Annotated in this window: 13 protein-coding genes and 2 pseudogenes; 4 read left to right on the top strand and 11 right to left on the bottom strand. The window is 70.5% G+C overall.

Features of this window, described 5'->3' with window-relative positions:
- Positions 1–59 precede the first annotated feature (59 nt).
- Positions 60–1,036, top strand: a pseudogene (locus NEH16_RS25910) (LacI family DNA-binding transcriptional regulator).
- Between the two features lie 48 nt (positions 1,037–1,084).
- Here the strand turns inward: NEH16_RS25910 and prcA are convergent.
- The 6 genes and pseudogenes from prcA to arc form a co-directional block, all read right to left on the bottom strand.
- The gene (gene prcA / locus NEH16_RS25905) at positions 1,085–1,927 is read right to left on the bottom strand and encodes a proteasome subunit alpha (protein WP_265545231.1); all 843 of its coding nucleotides are present in this window, start codon (positions 1,925–1,927) and stop codon (positions 1,085–1,087) included.
- Positions 1,928–1,989: 62 nt separating this feature from the next.
- Positions 1,990–2,838 carry a proteasome subunit beta gene (gene prcB, locus NEH16_RS25900; protein WP_265545230.1) on the bottom strand — a complete coding sequence of 283 codons (849 nt, stop codon included), beginning with the start codon at positions 2,836–2,838 and terminating at the stop codon, positions 1,990–1,992.
- Positions 2,790–2,934 (bottom strand): annotated as a pseudogene (locus NEH16_RS25895) (endonuclease VII domain-containing protein); the annotation flags it as partial. The gene prcB and the pseudogene NEH16_RS25895, both read right to left, overlap by 49 nt.
- Before the next feature lie 106 nt (positions 2,935–3,040).
- Positions 3,041–3,259, bottom strand: coding sequence for a ubiquitin-like protein Pup (locus tag NEH16_RS25890; RefSeq protein WP_018103742.1), 219 nt, complete (start codon positions 3,257–3,259; stop codon positions 3,041–3,043).
- 130 nt (positions 3,260–3,389) lie between these two features.
- The gene (dop, locus tag NEH16_RS25885; protein WP_073967935.1) at positions 3,390–4,901 is read right to left on the bottom strand and encodes a depupylase/deamidase Dop; all 1,512 of its coding nucleotides are present in this window, start codon (positions 4,899–4,901) and stop codon (positions 3,390–3,392) included.
- 240 nt (positions 4,902–5,141) lie between these two features.
- Positions 5,142–6,908: a proteasome ATPase gene (gene arc, locus NEH16_RS25880; protein WP_073967936.1), complete on the bottom strand. Its 1,767-nt coding sequence runs from the start codon at positions 6,906–6,908 to the stop codon at positions 5,142–5,144.
- Positions 6,909–7,150: 242 nt separating this feature from the next.
- Between arc and NEH16_RS25875 the strand changes: the two genes are divergently transcribed.
- Positions 7,151–7,462: a ferredoxin gene (locus NEH16_RS25875; protein ID WP_073967938.1), complete on the top strand. Its 312-nt coding sequence runs from the start codon at positions 7,151–7,153 to the stop codon at positions 7,460–7,462.
- A 36-nt stretch (positions 7,463–7,498) separates the two neighbouring features.
- Here NEH16_RS25875 and NEH16_RS25870 read toward each other — a convergent pair whose 3' ends face one another.
- From NEH16_RS25870 to NEH16_RS25860, 3 genes are all read right to left on the bottom strand, one after another.
- Positions 7,499–8,089: a hypothetical protein gene (locus NEH16_RS25870; RefSeq protein WP_265545228.1), complete on the bottom strand. Its 591-nt coding sequence runs from the start codon at positions 8,087–8,089 to the stop codon at positions 7,499–7,501.
- Between the two features lie 199 nt (positions 8,090–8,288).
- Entirely contained in the window at positions 8,289–9,194 is a 906-nt protein-coding gene (locus NEH16_RS25865; RefSeq protein ID WP_073967941.1) for a tRNA (adenine-N1)-methyltransferase, read from the bottom strand.
- A 71-nt stretch (positions 9,195–9,265) separates the two neighbouring features.
- Positions 9,266–10,516 (bottom strand): site-2 protease family protein, encoded by a 1,251-nt coding sequence (locus NEH16_RS25860; RefSeq protein ID WP_073967942.1) that lies wholly within the window; start codon positions 10,514–10,516, stop codon positions 9,266–9,268.
- A gap of 183 nt (positions 10,517–10,699) precedes the next feature.
- On the opposite strand from NEH16_RS25860, the gene NEH16_RS25855 reads away from it, so the two are divergent.
- Together NEH16_RS25855 and NEH16_RS25850 are read left to right on the top strand one after the other, a co-directional pair.
- The gene (locus NEH16_RS25855) at positions 10,700–11,545 is read left to right on the top strand and encodes a RecB family exonuclease (protein ID WP_242442217.1); all 846 of its coding nucleotides are present in this window, start codon (positions 10,700–10,702) and stop codon (positions 11,543–11,545) included.
- 9 nt (positions 11,546–11,554) lie between these two features.
- Positions 11,555–12,226: a response regulator gene (locus NEH16_RS25850; RefSeq protein WP_018103734.1), complete on the top strand. Its 672-nt coding sequence runs from the start codon at positions 11,555–11,557 to the stop codon at positions 12,224–12,226.
- Positions 12,227–12,248: 22 nt separating this feature from the next.
- Here NEH16_RS25850 and NEH16_RS25845 read toward each other — a convergent pair whose 3' ends face one another.
- The gene (locus NEH16_RS25845) at positions 12,249–13,853 is read right to left on the bottom strand and encodes an ABC transporter substrate-binding protein (protein WP_265545227.1); all 1,605 of its coding nucleotides are present in this window, start codon (positions 13,851–13,853) and stop codon (positions 12,249–12,251) included.
- A gap of 157 nt (positions 13,854–14,010) precedes the next feature.
- On the bottom strand, positions 14,011–14,703 hold the full coding sequence (locus NEH16_RS25840; RefSeq protein WP_073967947.1) for an HAD family hydrolase: 693 nt from the start codon (positions 14,701–14,703) through the stop codon (positions 14,011–14,013).
- Between the last annotated feature and the right edge of the window lie 85 nt (positions 14,704–14,788).

Below are 14,788 nucleotides of genomic sequence, written 5' to 3'. Positions count from 1 at the left end.
CGGAGGCCCGCGTGACCAGCCCCGCACCACCCGGCCCGCCCCGGCCCACCAGCCGCGACGTGGCCCGGGCCGCCGGCGTCTCCCAGGCCACGGTCTCGCTGGTGCTCGGCGAGAAATGGCGGGGCCGGGTCTCCGAGTCCACCGCGGACCGGGTCCGCGATGCCGCCCGGGGCCTGGGCTACCGGCCCAATCTCGCCGCCCGCAATCTGCGCCTCGGCCGCACCCGGACGGCCCTCCTGGTCGTCCCGGCCCTCACCAACGAGTTCTTCGCCCGGGTGTACACCGGGGCCGCCGCGGTCGCCGCCGAGCACGGCTTCGGGGTCGTCCTCTACCCCTCCCCGACGGCACGGGCCCGGCCCGCGACCCGTTCCCGTCGGCCCGGGCCGCGCTGGACGGGGTCATCGCCTCCTCCATGGCCGCCGACGCGCTCGACGCCCTGCACGGGGCCGACGTCCCCCTCGTGATGCTGGACAGCGACCCCTCGGCGCCCGGGCCCGCCGCCCGGGTCAACCTGGACATCGCGGACGGGATGCGCCAGGTGGCCCGCCATCTGCTCGCCCTCGGCCACCGGCGCTTCCTCCACCTCGCCTCGGCCGTCGACACCTGGACCTTCGCCTGCCGGGCGGACGCCCTGCACGAGGAGCTGCCCGGGACGCCCGGCACCGAGGTCCGTACGGTGACCGCAGCGCTGGACGTACGGGCGGGGCGGGACGCGGCGGAGCGCGCGCTCGGGGAGCCGGGGTTCCGGCCCACCGCGATCGTCTGCGACGACGACATCCTGGCGGCGGGCGCGTGCAAGGCGGCCCGCCGGTTCGGGCTGCGGGTGCCGGACGACGTCTCGGTCACCGGCTTCGACGACCTGGCCCTGGCCACGGCCGTGGAACCGGAGCTGACCACGGTCCGGCTGCCCGCCGTGCAGGTCGGCGAGCGCGGCATGGCCGCCCTGCTCGCGGTCCTGGACGGCCGCCCCGCCGAGCCGGGCAGCCTGCCGGTGCGGCTGGTGGCCCGGGGTTCCACCGCCCCGCCGCCGGCATGACGGAGCCCCGGTCCGCCTGGGCGGGCCGGGGCTCGGCGGGGGGAGCCGTTACTCCACGTCGCCGCCGGAATCCGTCGTGTCGGTGCCCTTCGGGTCCGTCGTAGCCTTCGGGTCCGTCGTGGCCGTCGGGGTGTCCGTGGACTCGCCGTCCTCCGCGTCGGACGGGGCGTCCGTCGGGGTCGACGCGGCGGCCTCCGCTTCGAGGAGCCGGGCCAGCTGCCGGCCGACGATCCGCTTGAACTTGCGCTGCTGCGGCCGTGTGCGGTCCAGGACCGCGACCTCCAGCCGGTCGGCGGGGATCTCCCGCTCGTTGCCGTTGGCCTCACGGGAGAGCGCCTGCACCGCCAGCTTCAGCGCCTCGGCGAGGGACATCCCGTCGCGATGGCGCTGGTCCAGGAAGGTGCTGATCTGCTCCGCGTTGCCGCCGACCGCGACCGAGCCGTGCTCGTCCACGATCGAGCCGTCGTGCGGCAGCCGGTAGATCTGGTCGCCCTCGGGCTCGGTGCCCACCTCGGCGACCACCAGCTCCACCTCGTACGGCTTCTCGGCCGCACTGGAGAAAATGGTGCCGAGCGTCTGCGCGTAGACGTTCGCCAGTCCACGGGCCGTCACATCGTCGCGGTCATAGGTGTAACCGCGCAGATCGGCATAGCGGACTCCGCCGATGCGGAGGTTCTCGTACTCGTTGTACTTACCGGCGGCAGCGAAACCGATCCGGTCGTAGATCTCGCTGAACTTGTGCAGCGCACGGGACGGGTTCTCGCCGACGAACACGATTCCGTCGGCGTACTGCAGCACAACCAGGCTGCGACCGCGGGCGATGCCCTTCCGGGCGTATTCCGCCCGGTCGGCCATGGCTTGCTGAGGTGAGACATAGAACGGCGTCGACACCGGCTATCCGTCCCTTTCTGTCAGTGGCGGGAGCATCGAAGAAGCTGGATACGAACGCGGGCTCAGAGCAGCGCGGCGCGCGGGCCGTCGGGCTGTTCCAGTCGGCGTTCCAGAATCGAGCGGGCGATCTCGGAGGATTCCGCGTCGGTCAGCTTCCGGAAGCCCTCGTCCGTGATGACGGTGACGATCGGATAGATACGGCGGCCCACGTCCGGGCCACCCGTCGCCGAGTCGTCGTCCGCCGCGTCGTACAGCGCCTGCACGACCAGCGTCAGCGTCTCCTCCTCCGTCAGGTCGTCGCGGTAGAGCTTCTTCATGGAGCCCCGGGCGAAGATGGAACCGGAACCCGTGGACGCGTAGCCGACGTGCTCCTCGGAGCGCCCGCCGGTGACGTCGTAGCTGAAGATGCGTCCGCGCTCGCGGTCGATGTCGTAACCGGCGAAGAGCGGGACGACGGCGAGGCCCTGCATGGCCATCGCCAGGTTGCTCCGGATCATCGTGGAGAGCCGGTTGGCCTTGCCCTCCAGGGAGAGCTGGGCGCCCTCCACCTTCTCGAAGTGCTCCAGCTCCAGCTGGAAGAGCTTCACCATCTCCACGGCGAGACCCGCCGTACCGGCGATGCCCACCGCCGAGTATTCGTCGGCCGGGAAGACCTTCTCGATGTCGCGCTGGGCGATCATGTTGCCCATGGTCGCCCGCCGGTCGCCGGCCAGGACGACACCGCCGGGGAAGGTCGCGGCCACGATCGTGGTGCCGTGCGGCGCCTCGACGGCACCCTTCAGCGGCGGCATCTGGCGGTTGCCCGGCAGCATGTCCGGCGCCTGGTCGGACAGGAAGTCCATGAAGGAGGACGACCCCGGCGTCAGGAAGGCAGCCGGCAGACGCCCGGTGCTACGAGTGTTGGCTTCCACGCGTTTCCCTCCAGGTTTGCGATGGCCCTGCGCCGCATTGCAGTTGAAGCACGTTACGCCCCGGACCCTACCCGCCCCGCGGCGGTGATCCACATAGAAGACGCAGGCAATCGGACGGGGAGCGCGGTCCGTGCCCGCGAGGTGCGGCACGGGCGGTCCGCCCGTGCCGCACACCCGCCGCCGGCCTCCGGCGCGGGGCCGGTTACTCGCCGCCCTTTTGTACGAATGACCTGACGAAGTCCTCGGCATTCGACTCCAGGACGTCGTCGATCTCGTCGAGGACGTCGTCCACGTCGTCGCTCAGCTTCTCCTGGCGTTCCTTGAGGTCCTCAGAAGCCTGCGCGTCCTGCGCCTGCTCCTCGACCTCCTCGGTGGAGCGCGTCGCCTTCTGCTGTCCGCCGCCGGTGTCCTTGGTCGCCATCTAGCTCACCCCGCTCGGTTCGAAGCACTTGATCAGACCCTACCTACGGGGTCCGACATTGGCCCGGTACTTGTCTCAACGTCCGGAGGTCATCGGAATGATTCCCAGCCGGGAGCCCTTTCAGGCGCTTTCAGCGGCCCGAGAGGACGTCGACCAGCTCCTGCGCCGTACGGCACCGGTCCAGGAGCGATTTCACATGCTCCCGGGTGCCGCGCAGCGGCTCCATCGTGGGCACCCGCTGGAGGGAGTCCTGGCCCGGCAGATCGAAGATCACCGAATCCCAGGAGGCCGCGGCCACGTCGTCCGCGTACTGTTCGAGGCAGCGGCCGCGGAAGTACGCCCTGGTGTCCTCGGGCGGCGCCGTACGGGCCCGCTCGACGTCGCGCTCGTCCAGGAGGCGCTTCATCCGGCCGCGCGCCACCAGACGGTTGTACAGCCCCTTGTCCTGCCGTACGTCCGCGTACTGGAGGTCCACCAGATGCAGCCGGGCGGCGTCCCAGTCCAGGCCGTCGCGGCGCCGGTAGCCCTCCATGAGCTGCCGCTTCGCCACCCAGTCCAGCTCGCCGGCCAGGCTCATCGGGTCGTTCTCCAGCCGGTTCAGGGTGTCCTCCCACCGGCTGAGGATGTCCTTGGTCTGCTCGTCCGCGTCCGCGCCGTAGCGTTCCTCGACGTATTTGCGGCCCAGCTCGAAGTACTCCATCTGGAGCTGCACCGCGGTGAGTGTCCGGCCGCTGCGCAGCGTGATCAGCTGCTGGAGCCCGGGGTCGTGGGAGACCTGGTGCAGCGTGCGCACCGGCTGGTCGACGGCCAGGTCGACGTTGATGAAGCCGTCCTCGATCATGGACAGGACGAGCGAGGTGGTGCCCAGCTTCAGATACGTCGAGATCTCGGAGAGGTTCGCGTCGCCGATGATCACATGGAGCCGGCGGTACTTGTCTGCGTCCGAGTGCGGTTCGTCGCGGGTGTTGATGATGGGGCGCTTGAGCGTGGTCTCCAGGCCGACCTCGACCTCGAAGTAGTCGGCGCGCTGGCTGAGCTGGAAGCCGTGCTCGCCGCCGTCCTGGCCGATCCCGACCCGTCCGGCGCCGGTGACCACCTGGCGCGAGACGAAGAACGGCGTCAGGTGGCGCACGATGTCCGAGAACGGGGTCTCCCGCTTCATCAGGTAGTTCTCGTGCGTCCCGTAGGAGGCGCCCTTGTTGTCGGTGTTGTTCTTGTAGAGGTGGATCGGCTGGGCGCCCGGGAGCTGCGCCGCGCGCTCGGCCGCCTCGGCCATGATCCGTTCGCCGGCCTTGTCCCACAGGACCGCGTCCCTGGGGTTGGTGATCTCCGGCGAGCTGTACTCGGGGTGCGCGTGGTCGACGTAGAGCCGGGCCCCGTTGGTGAGGATGACATTGGCCAGGCCGATGTCCTCGTCCGTGAGCTGGCTGGAGTCGGCGGTCTCGCGGGCGAGGTCGAAGCCTCGCGCGTCCCGCAGCGGATTCTCCTCCTCGAAGTCCCAGCGGGCGCGGCGCGCCCGGTGCATCGCCGCCGCGTACGCGTTGACGATCTGGGACGAGGTGAGCATGGCATTGGCGTTGGGGTGTCCGGGGACGGAGATCCCGTACTCCGTCTCGATGCCCATTACTCGCCGTACGGTCATGCGGCCCTCCTTGCCCGGCGGCGCTCCCTTCCGGGGGCGGCGCTCAAGTACCGCTGCTTGTTCGGTGCGTGCGCGGTCTGCCCGTCCCGCGCTGCGTGAACGGGCGGTACGCCTGAGCCTAGAACGCCCGCGTGCCGGTGGGGAGATCAATTGCGTCGTCATTGCCGCGGTGTCGCCGCGGGTGGCCGGAAAGCAACCGGCTGCGGATGCCCGGCGGGCATCCGCAGCCGGTTCGGCCTTCTACAGGTACTGACCGGTGTTGGCCACCGTGTCGATGGAGCGGCCGGTGTCCGCGCCCTGCTTTCCGGTGACGAGCGTGCGGATGAAGACGATCCGCTCGCCCTTCTTGCCGGAGATACGGGCCCAGTCGTCCGGGTTGGTGGTGTTCGGCAGGTCCTCGTTCTCCTTGAACTCGTCCACGCATGCCTGGAGGAGGTGGGAGACGCGAAGGCCCTTCTGGCCGTGGTCGAGGAAGGCCTTGATGGCCATCTTCTTGGCCCGGTCCACGATGTTCTGGATCATGGCGCCGGAGTTGAAGTCCTTGAAGTACAGGACCTCCTTGTCGCCGTTGGCGTACGTGACCTCGAGGAAGCGGTTCTCCTCGGACTCGGTGTACATCCGCTCGACGACCGACTGGATCATGGCGTGCGCGGCGGCTTCCTTGGACCCGGTGTGCTCGGCCAGGTCGTCGGCGTGCAGCGGCAGCGAAGGCGTGAGGTACTTCGCGAAGATGTCCTTCGCGGCCTCCGCGTCGGGGCGCTCGATCTTGATCTTGACGTCGAGCCGGCCCGGCCGCAGGATCGCCGGGTCGATCATGTCCTCGCGGTTGGAGGCGCCGATGACGATGACGTTCTCCAGGCCCTCCACACCGTCGATCTCGGCGAGCAGCTGCGGGACGATGGTGTTCTCCACGTCCGAGCTGACGCCCGATCCACGGGTGCGGAAGAGCGACTCCATCTCGTCGAAGAAGACGATGACGGGGGTGCCCTCGCTCGCCTTCTCGCGGGCACGCTGGAAGACCAGGCGGATGTGGCGCTCGGTCTCGCCGACGTACTTGTTGAGGAGTTCGGGGCCCTTGATGTTGAGGAAGTAGCTCTTGCCGGCGGGCTGTCCGGTGACTTCGGCGACCTTCTTCGCCAGGGAGTTGGCGACGGCCTTGGCGATGAGCGTCTTGCCGCAGCCGGGCGGACCGTAGAGCAGGATGCCCTTCGGCGGGCGGAGCTCGTGCTCCTTGAAGAGGTCGGGGTGGAGATAGGGGAGCTCGACCGCGTCGCGGATCAGCTCGATCTGGTCGCCCAGACCGCCGATCTTGTCGTAGTCGATGTCGGGCACTTCTTCGAGGACGAGTTCTTCGACCTCGCTCTTGGGCACGACTTCGTAGACGTAGCCGGACCTGGGTTCGAGCAGCAGGGCGTCGCCGGGGCGGATGGTGATGTCCAGCAGCGGCTCGGCGAGCCTCACCACCCTTTCCTCGTCGGTGTGCCCGATGACCAGGGCGCGTTCGCCGTCCTCAAGGATCTCCTTGAGGGTGACGATGTCCCCGGCACGCTCGAATTCCATGGCGTCGACCACGTTGAGCGCTTCGTTGAGCATGACCTCCTGGCCGCGCCTGAGGTCTTCGAGTTCGACGCTGGGACTTACGTTCACCCGGAGCTTGCGGCCCCCGGTGAAGATGTCGCAGGTGCCGTCCTCGTTCGCCTGCAGGAACACCCCGAAGCCGGCCGGCGGCTGTGCGAGCCGGTCGACCTCCTCCTTGAGGGCCACGATCTGGTCGCGGGCCTCGCGGAGCGTGCTGGCGAGCCGCTCGTTCTGGGCGGACACGCCTGCGAGGTTGGTCTGCAGTTCGACGATCCGCTCTTCGAGAATCCTCGTATGACGCGGAGAGTCGGCGAGCTTACGTCGCAGGACGGCGATTTCCTGCTCGAGATAGGCGACCTGGCCGGCTGGGTCGTCGGACCCCCGCCCGGGCCGGATGCCGCGGTTGATGTCGTCGTCGTGGGCTGCCACGGTCCTCACCTCCTCCAAGGGGAGCTGGACGCTTCCTGACCCTACCTGCGTGGGTGGTGATTGAAACCCCTAGATCACAAAGACTGTGAGGTGTGTCCGATCTTCACCCTTGCGCTCTCCCCCGTCCCAGGGGGATACCCACCGTTCAACATCGGAAAGCGGCCGGTTGTATCGTCAAAGCGTTCAACACCCGTCAGGGCTGGCTCTTTCCCGGTCCGGCTACGCAGGAAACGGCAGGCGACATGACCGTGCGGCAGGACTCTCCCAACGGTGGCGAGACGCAGGACCTGGAGGTCTGGATCGACCAGGACCTGTGCACGGGGGACGGCATCTGCGTGCAGTACGCGCCCGAGGTGTTCGAGCTGGACATCGACGGTCTGGCGTATGTGAAGAGCGAGGACGACGAGCTGCTGCAGGACAAGGGCGCGACCACGCCGGTGCCGCTGCCGCTGCTCCAGGACGTCGTGGATTCGGCCAAGGAGTGCCCGGGCGACTGCATTCATGTACGTCGCGTTTCGGACAGGGTCGAGGTGTACGGCCCCGAGGCGGCTTGATCCTCCCGGGCCCCGGGCGGCGCTGCCCGGCCGGGGTCAGACGCCCGCGCCGGCGTCCCTGTCCGTGTCGCCGCTGCGCATGAAGGCGCCGTTCTGCCACTTCCAGGTGACCTTCTCCTGCTGGTCGGGGCAGCACGAGGGCACCGAGGACGAGGAGTAGCCGAGAAGCGTGGCGGAGATGACGCGGTCGCGGACCGTGAAGTCGCCGATGGTCAGCTGCTGGGCGGGGTCCACCAGGGTCGCGACGATCCTGGGCGCGGCCCCGCCCGCCTGGGTGAGGACGTAGACGCCGCTGGGCGGGGTGCCCGATCCGGCCGCGCAGTGGACGACCGCGACGGTCTCGGGCCTGCCGTCCCCGTCGAGGTCGCCGGGGGCCTGCTTGGCCACGGTGGTGCCGACGTTGCCGCAGTCCAGCGGGAAGTCCGCCTTGGCCGGGTCCGGGGCGACGGCCGCTTCCTCGTGCTGCTGCTGGGCCGTGGTGCGGTGCCGGGTGGAGGCCGAGGCGCTGCTGTCGGGCTGGAGCAGACCGGCTGCCGCGACGACGGCGGCCATGGCCGCCGCGGTGGCGAGCCAGTGCATGGGCCGGGTGTCGGTGTGCGCGAGGTCCGGGAGCGCGGAGGTCTGCACGCGGGCTGTCTCCTGTGGTTCCTGTGGTGCGGCCGTCGGCGTCGGCGGTACGGGGGTGGCCAGCATCGTGCCACACCTCACACGGCAGCGGAACGGTGGGGTGCGCGAGGATGGCGCGCCGCTTGCGGAGAAGGCGCCGCCGCCGGGCTCCCGGGTCGGTCCGGGAACTCGGCGGCGGCGCCGGTGCGTTGCCGCGGGGTCAGTCGCGGGAGGCGCCGCTCCGGCCGCCCGGGCCGTCGTAGTCCTCGCCGTAGGCGCCCTTGGAGGGGCGGCGACGGCGGGCCGGGGCCTCGACGCCGTCGGCGAGCCGGCGGGCGGTGACGAGGAAGCCGGTGTGGCCGATCATGCGGTGGTCCGGGCGCACGGCCAGGCCCTCCACGTGCCAGTTGCGGATCATCGACTCCCAGGGCTGCGGCTCGGCGAAGCAGCCGATCTCACGGATGGACTCGACCGTCCGGGAGAGCTGGGTGGTGGTGGCGACGTACGCGCAGAGGATGCCGCCGGGGACGAGCGCCTTGGAGACGACGTCCAGGCACTCCCAGGGCGCCAGCATGTCCAGCACGACGCGGTCCACGTCGGTGTCCGTGAGGTTGTCCTGGAGGTCGCCGACCGTGAGCTGCCAGGCGGGGTGGGGGCTGCCGAAGTAGCGCTCCACGTTCTGCTGGGCGATCTCGGCGAAGTCCTCGCGGCGCTCGTACGAGTGCAGCATGCCCTGTTCGCCGATGGCGCGGAGCAGGAAGGTGGAGAGCGCGCCCGAGCCGACGCCCGCTTCCACGACGCGGGCGCCGGGGAAGATGTCGCCGAAGGCGAGGATCTGGCCCGCGTCCTTCGGGTAGACCACGGCGGCGCCGCGGGGCATGGACAGGACGTAGTCGGGGAGCAGGGGGCGCAGCGCGAGGTAGGCGACGTTTCCCGTGGTACGGACCACACTGCCCTCGGGGGCACCGATCAGCTCGTCGTGCGGGAAAGAACCCTTGTGGGTGTGGAAGTTCTTTCCGGCTTCGAGCGTGAAGGTGTGGTGGCGTCCCTTGGGATCGGTGAGCTGGACCTGGTCCCCGACCTTGAAGGGCCCGCGTCGGCGGGCGGCACCGGTCGGTTCAGACATGTGACCAGCGTACCGGTGTTTCGGGGGCCGCCGACCGCCGCCCGTACGGATGTACGGGGATGCGGGGGGTGTCAGGCGGCGGGGCGGGCCATGGCGGCGACGAAGGCGCGCTCGACGTCGGCGGTGGAGAGGACGCCGTAGATCTCGCCGGTCTCCTCCACCACGAGGTATTCGGTGGCGGGGGTGGCCTTGAGGCGGTCCAGGAGGGCTTCGCCGGCGAGTTCGGCGGGGACCCTCATGCCGTCGGTGAGGTCCTGGGCGAGGCCGCTGACGGCGACCCAGGGGCGGCGGTGCTCGGGGACGGCGACGATGGCCGTCTCCCGGACGAGGGCCTTGGGCTCGCCGGTGCCGTCCACGACGACCAGGGCGCGGGCGCCGGCCTCGTTGGCCCGGCGCAGCGCCTCGGAGAGCGGGGTGGCGGGCTCGACGGGGACGGCGCGGCGGGTGAGGCTGCGGGCGCGGAGGCCGGGCAGGTGCTCGCGGAGCCGGGCCATGCGCAGGCTGTTGCCGGCGCCGGTCCAGATGATGGCGGCGAGAATCGCGGCGAGCAGGGCGTCGGTGACGGTGTCCATGCCGCTGATCTCGCCGGCGTCGTTGCCCAGGGAGCCGCTGCGGGTGAGGAGCGGGAGGCCGACAAGGGTGCCGACGGCGAGCGCGCGGCCGACCCAGGCGGCGGCGACCGTGCCGCTCATCGGCTTGCCGGTGATCTTCCAGACGACGGCCCTGAGCATGCGGCCGCCGTCGAGCGGGAGGCCGGGCAGCAGGTTGAAGGCGGCGACGATGAGGTTGGAGATCATCAGCCCGCCGAGCAGGACGGCGGGGACGGTGCCGCGTTCCACGAAGCGCAGGGGTACGTAGAAGAGCCCGCCCAGGACGAGGGAGAGCAGCGGTCCGACGAAGGCGAGGACGAATTCGCGGCCGGGGGTCTCCGTCTCCTTCTCGATCTCCGAGACGCCGCCGAAGAACTGGAGCTGGATGCGCCGTACGGGGAGCTTGTAGCGCAGGGCGGCGATCGTGTGGGCGAGTTCGTGGACGAGGACGGAGGCGTAGAAGGCGATCGCGAAGAAGAGCGCGACGAGGTAGCGCGCGGCGCCGAGGTCGGGCAGCACCCGGTCGAGCTGGCCGCCGAAGACCCAGGTGATCAGGGCCGCCACCAGGAACCAGCTGGGGGCGACGTAGACGGGTACACCGAAGGGGCGGCCCATGAGGATGCCGCCTCCGGGCTCGTCCCGGCGCGGGGGCGCGTCCTTGCCGGGGCCGTCTCCGGGGCCGGGGGCCGCCGGGCCGGGCTGCGGTCGCCGGCCGTCGCCGCTCTCGTCCACGAGGTCCCTTCGGTTCGGTGCCTTTCGGCACGATGATGCGGTGTTCGAGGGTCTGTGGTCGATGGTATGCCGGTTGGTGTCAGTGGCGGGTCGTAGGGTCTTCGCATGACCTCCGTTCCGCCGCCGTCCCAGCCGGTGCCGCAGCCGCCTTCCTCGCTCTCCCCTTCGCGGGCGAGCGATTTCATGCAGTGCCCCCTGCTGTACCGCTTCCGTGTGATCGACAAGCTGCCGCAGAAGCCCAGCGAGGCGGCTACCCGGGGGACGCTGGTCCATGCGGTGCTTGAGCGGCTGTTCGACAACCCCGCGGCGGAGCGCACGCCGGGCCGGGCGACGGCACTGATTCCGGGGCAGTGGGACCGGCTGCTGGAGTCGAAGCCGGAGCTGGGCGAGCTGTTCGCGGAGGATCCGGGGGGCGAGCGGCTGGCGGGGTGGCTGGCCCAGGCGGAGCGGCTGGTGGAGCGCTGGTTCTCGCTGGAGGACCCGACGCGTCTGGAGCCGGCGGAGCGCGAGCTGTTCGTGGAGACGGAGCTGGAGTCGGGGCTGCGGCTGCGCGGGGTGATCGACCGCATCGACGTGGCGCCGACGGGCGACGTCCGGATCGTGGACTACAAGACGGGGAAGGCGCCGCGTCCGGAGTACGCGGAGGGCGCGCTGTTCCAGATGAAGTTCTACGCGCTGGTGATCTGGCGGCTGAAGGGCGTGGTGCCGCGCCGGCTCCAGCTGGTCTATCTGGGCAGCGGTGACGTGCTGACGTACGACCCGGTGGTGGCGGACCTGGAGCGGGTGGAGCGCAAGCTGCTGGCGCTGTGGGAGGCGATCTCGCTGGCGACGCGGACGGGCGAGTGGCGGCCGCGTCCGACGAAGCTGTGCGGCTGGTGCGACCACCAGGCGCTCTGTCCGGAATTCGGCGGGACTCCCCCGGTGTATCCGCTGACGGTCCGCCCGGCCGGTGCGGCGGAGGATGACCAGGGCAGAATGGAGCCGGTCCGGGCCGAGGCCGGCCGGCCTGTGGCCCTCGACGGGCATTGAGGAGATCTGGTGGCTATCCGCGTCCTTCTGGTCGACGACCAACCGCTGCTGCGCACGGGCTTCCGGATGATCCTGGAGGCCGAGGGCGATCTGGCGGTGGTGGGTGAGGCCGGTGACGGTCTCCAGGCTCTGGACCAGGTGCGCGCGCTCCAGCCCGATGTGGTGCTGATGGACATCCGGATGCCGCGCATGGACGGCGTCGAGGCGACCCGGCAGATCACCGGTCCCGGCCGGGACGGTCCGGCGAAGGTGCTGGTGCTGACCACCTTCGACCTGGACGAGTACGTGGTGGAGGCGCTGCGCGCCGGGGCGAGCGGCTTCCTGCTGAAGGACGCGCCGGCCGATGAGCTGGTGCAGGCGATCCGGGTGGTGGCGGGCGGTGAGGCGATGCTCGCCCCGAGCGTGACGCGCCGGCTGCTCGACAAGTACGCGGACCACCTGCCGTCGGGCGAGGAGCCCGTGCCGGACACGCTGCACACGCTGACGGACCGCGAGGTCGAGGTGCTGAAGCTGGTGGCGCGCGGCCTGTCGAACGCGGAGATCGCCGCCGACCTGTTCGTCAGCGAGACGACGGTGAAGACCCATGTGGGCCATGTGCTGACGAAGCTGGGCCTGCGCGACCGGGTCCAGGCCGCGGTGTACGCGTACGAGAGCGGCCTGGTGCGCCCCGGCGCGCAGTGACACCGGGGCGCCAGGGCCTGTCCTAGTCGGTGCCCCGGCCCAGTTCCCAGAGGTGGAGGTCGGCGCCCGAGTCGACGGCCCATTCGACGCCGCTCAGCTCCTCGCGGGAGGCGACGTACTGCTTGCCCTGCCAGAGCGGGAGGACGGGTACGTCCCGGGCGACGATGTCCTGGAGCCGTTCGAAGGCGGGCGCGGCGTCGCTCCGGTCGGCCTGTCGGCGGGAGTGCGCGATGAGGTCCCGGGCCTCGGTGGAGGTGTAGGGCGAGCCGAGGAAGTTGTCCGGGCCGAGGAAGGGCGCCGTGTAGTTGTCCGGGTCCGGGAAGTCGGGGAACCAGCCCATGCCGTAGGCGGCGTAGTCACCGCGGAGTTCGGCGGGGCGGTAGCGGGTCCAGGGGGTGCCCTCGACGGTGACGTCGAAGAGCCCGGTGTCGTTGAGCTGCTTCTTCAGCGCCTGGAACTCGGTGGCGGTGTCCCGGCCGTAGTGGTCGTCGGTGTAGTGCAGGGTGAAGCGCACGGGGGTCCGGATCCCGGCCTTCCTGAGGAGGGCGGCGGCCTTGGCGGCGCTGGGTTCGCCGTAGGTGCTGTAGAACGCGTTGTCGTGGGCGGTGATCCCGCTCGGGATGAGTGAGTAGAGCGGTTCGACGGTGGTGCCGTAGACCTCGCTCGCGATCCTGCCCCGGTCGACCACCTGGGCGATGGCCTGGCGGACGGCCTTGTTCCGGAGGGCGGGTTCCTCGGTGTCGAAGCCGAGGTAGCTGATGGCGAGTCCGGGCATCTCGGTGAGCCGGATCCCGTTCTCGGGCTTGGCCAGCATCTTCTGGGCCCGGTCGGTGGAGATGGTGCGGGCCATCATGCCGATCTTCTCGGCGTCGAACGCCTTGCCCATCGCGGTGGCGTCGGGAAAGAGATCGAGTTCGACGGATCCGCTGCGCACCTCGTAGCTCCCCCGGTAATGGGGATTCCTGGTGAAGGCGATTTTCACAACCCGCCCGGATTTCACTTCCGGTTTCATGGTGTACGGCCCCGAGCCGTCCACCTGGAATCCCCTGCGGGCGGAATTCGCGGGGTACCGGTCGCGCGGAACGATTCCGGCGGGCGGGGTGGCGAGCTTGTACGGGAAGGTGGCGTCGGGCGTCTTGAGGTGGAAGACGACCTCGCGGGCACCGGCGGTCTCGACGGTGTCGATGTTCTCCAGGAGGGCGGCGGGCCCGTTCGCGGACTTGATGCGCCGGACCCGGTCGAGGGAGTACTTGACGTCGTCGGCGGTGACGGGGGTGCCGTCCGCGAAGGTGAGTCCGGCGCGCAGCCGGCAGCGGTAGCTCTCGCTCTCGCGGTCCGTGAAGCCGCAGCTCTCGGCCGCCTCGGGGACCGGGAGGCCGCCGCCGCGCGGGGTGGCCATCAGGGTCTGCACGGTCTGCCGCAGCACGTTCCAGACGCCCGCCTCGTAGCCGACGGCCGGGTCGAGGGGGGCGGGCGCTTCGGCGGAGGCGGCGATCCGGTCCGTGGTGCCGACGACGATGCCGTCGCTGCCGCTCCCCGTGGTGCCGCCGCCCGCCGTACCGCAGCCGGCGAGCACGGGCGCCAGGAGGCCCGCGACAGCCGGCAGCACCAGGGTCTTGCGTTTCATGATGGGCCGTTCTCCCTCATCGGTTCAGGGAGAAATACATTAGCGGGCGCGTTCCGGAATATGGGACGGGGGTCGCGCGCGGAATTCTTTCGCACGGCCACCGCGAGAGCTTTTCCTTTCATTCACAGGAATACTCTCGGTGCCCGCGCCGGCGCATTCAGTTGATGAGGTTCCGGAGGAATGTGAGATTCACTTCCTCCAGCGATCCCACGACCACCCGGCCCTCGGCGGGGGCGATCGGGGAGACCGAGGGCACGGCGACCACCCGGCAGCCGGCGGCCTCGGCGGCGGCCACCCCGGTCGCGGTGTCCTCGATGACGGCGCACATCCGGGGGTCGGCGCCGAAGCCGCGCGCGGCGGTGAGGTAAGGCTCGGGGTGCGGCTTGGTGCGGGTGACCTCGTCGCCGGCGACGGTGAGCGCGAAGTGGTGGTGGCCCACCGAGTCCAGGACCCGGTCGATGATGCGGCGGTGCGAGGCGGAGACGAGGGCGGTGGGGATCTCGTGCCGGCGCAGTTCGGCGAGGAGGCGGGCGGCGCCGGGCATCAGCGGCACCCCGTTGCCGATGCGCTTCTCGAAGCGGTCGTTGAGCAGTACGGCGGCCTCGTCGAGGGTGATGTCCGCGCCGGTCGCCTCGATGAGGTACCCGGTGCTGCGCGACATGGGCCCGCCGACGACCACGTCGCGCCATGCCTCGTCCAGCCGGTGGCCGAGGCCGGCGAAGACCTCGACCTCGACGTCCCACCAGAAGCCCTCGGTGTCGACCAGGGTGCCGTCCATGTCGAGAAAGACGGCCTGGAGGGCAGCGCCCTCCGCCGTGCGGGTCAGGGACGCGGGAACCGTACTGGTCATCCGGCACACCTTCCATCAGGGACGAGAAGGCCGGCCACCCGTCCCGGAGGATGGGCGACCGGCCTGCGCTGGACCGACCAGTGTA

It is taken from the genome of Streptomyces drozdowiczii, assembly GCF_026167665.1.
Taxonomy (GTDB): domain Bacteria; phylum Actinomycetota; class Actinomycetes; order Streptomycetales; family Streptomycetaceae; genus Streptomyces; species Streptomyces drozdowiczii_A.
Note: the sequence above shows the minus strand (reverse complement) of the source record. Positions and strands in the feature narration are given on the sequence as shown.